Origin of the sequence: Pseudomonas machongensis (assembly GCF_034961125.1) — a bacterium.
Lineage (GTDB): Bacteria > Pseudomonadota > Gammaproteobacteria > Pseudomonadales > Pseudomonadaceae > Aquipseudomonas > Aquipseudomonas machongensis.
On record NZ_JAYFUI010000171.1, the window covers coordinates 1 to 3759 of the forward strand.

Consider the following 3759-nt stretch of genomic DNA (forward strand, 5'->3'; position numbering starts at 1 on the left):
GCCAGCGCGTTATCGAGGATCGAGAGCTGGTCTTGTTCAAGAAGCCCATGGGTAGCACCCAGCACCGCCGAGTTGAGCATCACCACGCGCCAGGCGCCAATGTCGGTAACGGCATGGACCAGATCTGGCGCCACACGCGCCATGACCCTGGCCTCGTCATGGTTGCCCGGCAACCAACGGGTCGGCACGGCAAAACCCTCCGTCAGCTCTCGGAACGCAGCGTAGGACGCCACGCTGGCGTCCTGGGACAGGTCCCCGGTGCACAGCAACAGGTCGATGCGTGGTTGCTCGCGACGCACCTGGCTCACCACGTGGCGCAGACTGTCACGGGTGTTGAGGCCCAGCAGGGTGCCAGCCGGATCAGCGAACAGGTGGGCGTCGGTGAGCTGCACCACATGCACCGGAGCCTGTACGGAAGGAATGGGTGAATGCGACAAAGGCCGTCTCCTTGATCGGATTCGGCACGATTATGGCCGTAGAAAGCGTTGGAGCAAATACTCGAAACCAACCGACGTCACATTTCAACGCACGGTTTCGTACTCGTGGCCGCAGGCCAGGCAATGGCTCAGCCATTCACCGAGGAACAGGTTGAGCTGAGCCTTCTCATCGGGTTGGTGCATGGCCGCGTTGGGGTACGGATAGATGCTGCGCAGGCGCCGAGCGTGCTCGGCACTCACCACTTCGGCCATGCGCGCATCGTGATAGACCTGTACCTCGAGTTGCGGCACCGGCAGCCACGGCAGGCTGTGCTCCTGGCATATCCGCAGCGTGGTGGTGTAGGGGCAGGCCAGCACCACGTCGAGCACCAGCACGCCAAGCATCTGGTCGCCCTGGGTCATGCCGATGCGTCGCGAGCTTTGCGTGGTGCGCATGTCCGGCAGCAGGCGCATCAGCCGTGCGTAGTTCGCCTCGCAGGCAGCCTGCAGGCCGACGAGGTCGACCCGGTAGCGTTCGCGCAGCAGGTTCACTTCCACATCCCCCGGACTTCGTCACGATTCAGCGCCAGCCACTGCAAGGCGATGATGCTTGCCGCGTTGGCGATGCGCCCATCGCGAACCGCCTGCAAGGCATCCTCGAACGACCAGACGCGCACGCGGATATCCTCGCCCTCTTCTTCCAGCCCGTGCAGGCCACCCGCACCCTCGCTGCTGCATCGCCCGAGGAACAGATGGACATACTCGTCACTGCCGCCAGGTGACGGGAAGTATCGGGTCATCGGCCACAGCGCGGAGAAGCTCAGGCCTGCCTCTTCTTCGGCTTCGCGGTGGGCGACCTCCTCAGGTTGCTCATCCTTGTCGATCAGCCCGGCGACCAGCTCGATCAGCCAGGGGTTGTCGGTCTTGTCCAGCGCACCGACGCGAAACTGTTCGATCAGCACCACTTCGTCACGCAGCGGATCGTAGGGCAGCACGCAGACGGCATCGTGGCGCACGAACAGCTCACGGCTGATCTCGCGCCCCATGCCACCGGCGAACAACTCGTGGCGCAGGCGCACCTTGTCGAGCTTGTAGAAGCCCTGGAAGCAATTGGCCCGTTCGACGATCTCGACCGCCTTGGGCACCGAATTCAAGGTGTCTGACATGGAATTCCTCATTACATCAACGACTGCGTCGCGCCATCCTACTCTGCGTGCCGCCACCTTTCATCCCTTTCCGGCGACCGGGACAGGCTGTCCTCACTCTGTTAGCTTAGTGGCGAACCGAAGGCCCTGCCGACGGTCCAAGGCCGATCATCCATGTTCTGCAAGGATCACCATGACGCTCGTCAAACTGACTGCCGTCGCCCTGCTGGCGTTGACCCTCGGCGCCTGCCAGAGCCTGTTCACGCCCAACTATCGCGCACCGCTCGAGGTCAAGCGCGACGCCTGGGAACACGTCAAACCCGGTTGCAGCGAGCGTGATTGCCCGCTGGTGAACATCGACACCGTGCACTTCCCGGCGTTGCCCAAGCTCGATGCCATCGTCGAGCGTCGCTTGCTGCAACTGACCGAAGACAACCAGCGCGGTACCACACCCACCACATTGCAGCAGTATGAGCAGCAATACCTGGCCAGCGCACAAGCGCGCAACAGCAGCTACCTGCAGGCCAAGGTACGCGAGCAGCATGACGGACTGGTGATCGTCGAGCTGTCCAGTTACCTGGACAGCGGCGGTGCCCACGGCATGCCGGGGCGGGCCTTCATCAACTATTCACGCAAGCAGGACAAGGTGCTCACGCTCCAGGACATGCTGGTGCCTGGCCAGGAAGAGACGTTCTGGAAGACCGTCGAGGAGTCGCACCGCGCCTGGCTGATCAGCACCGGCATGGACAAGGACGCCGAGTTCGTGAAGACCTGGCCATTCAAGCGTTCGCCGCACATCGCCCTGACGTACGGCGCGGTGGTGGTGAAGTATGAGGTCTACGCGATCGCGCCCTATTCCATGGGCCACGTCGAACTGAAGATCCCTTATCCGCGCCTGAACGGCGTCATCAAGCCCGAGCTGTTTCCCGGCCGCGGATAGCACCCAGCAGCCCATATAGGCCACCTGCCAGCAGCAAGGCTGGCAGGGTCGCCCCAAGCTCCGGCGCCTCGTTCGCCAGCAGGTGGTAGACCACCACCCCCGCCAGCCAGGCCAGCAGCGCCGGCCAATGCAGCCCCGGCACCTGCTGCGGCAGGCGGCGACGGCGGATCACGAAGTGATCCATCAGCACCACACCGAACAGCGGCGCGAACACCGAACCGATCAACAGCAGGAAGTTCTGGTACTGGGCCAGCGGTGCCAACAGTGCAATCAGGGTGCACAGCAGACCGATCGCCAGCGCCAGGTGCTCGACCTTCAGCTTCACCAGCAGCCCCGTGGACACTGCCGCCGAATGGATGTCGGCAAAGGCGTTTTCCGACTCGTCCAGCAGGATAAGCAACAACGGGATACCCAGCCCTGCACCGGCCAGCGCCAGCAGCAAGGCATTCACCTCGCCGCTCGGAGCGAACGCCAGGGTATAGGCCACGCCCAGGCTCATCAGCCAGGCGTTGCCGATGAAAAAGCCCAGCGCGGTGCCGCCGAAGACGCGGCTGGCACGCTTGCCGAAGCGCGAGTAGTCGGCGATCAGTGGCAGCCACGATAGCGGCATGGCGATGACGATATCGAAACCCACCGCCAGCGACAGCGAGCCATCGCCCGGGCGCCGCCAGAGGTCGGCAAGATCGGCCTTGGCGAACAGATTCCAGGTCAGCCACAGGCAGGCGCCAAGCAGCAGCCAGATCCCCCACTTGCGCAACACCTTGCGCACGAAGGCCAACGGCCCGCTGACGGCCAGCAGGGTTGCCAGCGCGCCGAAGCACAGGGTCCAGAGCAGCGGGCTGTTCCAGGCACTGCCTTCGCCGAAGGTGCGTGCGCCCAGCAGGCTGGCGGCGTCACGCATGACAATGATCTCGAACGATCCCCAGCCGACCAGTTGCAGCAGGTTGAGCAGCGCCGGCAGACGCGCGCCATGGTGCCCCAGCGACAGGCGAAGACCGGCCATCGCAGAGAGGCCGGTATCGCTGCCGGTCACCCCCACTGCCGCCAGCAACAGCACCCCGACCGCCGTACCGAGCACGATCGCCAGCACCGAGCCCGCCAGGCCCAGGCCCGGTGCGAGCAAGGCACCGACCTGCAGGACCATCAGGCCGATGCCGAGGGAGAACCACAACGAGAACAGGTCGCGGGCGCCGAACAGGCGCTGGCTGGAGGGGACAGGGTGATCGGGGGAGAAATGGCTGGGGGTGGTCATTGGAAG

5 protein-coding genes are annotated in these 3759 nt (G+C 64.4%); 1 reads left to right on the plus strand and 4 read right to left on the minus strand.

What is annotated here, in order from left to right; genetic code table 11:
- The 3 genes from VA602_RS15780 to VA602_RS15790 all read right to left on the minus strand — a co-directional run.
- On the minus strand, positions 1-437 hold a 437-nt coding region (locus VA602_RS15780), incomplete at its 3' end, for a metallophosphoesterase (protein WP_323453673.1).
- Positions 438-521: 84 nt separating this feature from the next.
- Positions 522-974, minus strand: a complete 453-nt coding sequence (locus tag VA602_RS15785; RefSeq protein WP_054893162.1) for a DUF1249 domain-containing protein — start codon at positions 972-974, stop codon at positions 522-524.
- A complete protein-coding gene (locus VA602_RS15790; RefSeq protein WP_054893161.1) occupies positions 965-1582 on the minus strand; it encodes an NUDIX domain-containing protein in 618 nt (205 codons plus the stop codon). The genes VA602_RS15785 and VA602_RS15790 overlap by 10 nt, the downstream gene beginning before the upstream one ends.
- Positions 1583-1754: 172 nt before the next feature.
- On the opposite strand from VA602_RS15790, the gene VA602_RS15795 reads away from it, so the two are divergent.
- On the plus strand, positions 1755-2501 hold the full coding sequence (locus VA602_RS15795) for an RsiV family protein (protein WP_054893160.1): 747 nt from the start codon (positions 1755-1757) through the stop codon (positions 2499-2501).
- On the opposite strand, the gene cytX is transcribed toward VA602_RS15795, so the two are convergent.
- Complete coding sequence (gene cytX / locus VA602_RS15800) at positions 2470-3753, minus strand: putative hydroxymethylpyrimidine transporter CytX (protein ID WP_323453674.1); 1284 nt, start codon at positions 3751-3753, stop codon at positions 2470-2472. The genes VA602_RS15795 and cytX overlap by 32 nt on opposite strands.
- Between the last annotated feature and the right edge of the window lie 6 nt (positions 3754-3759).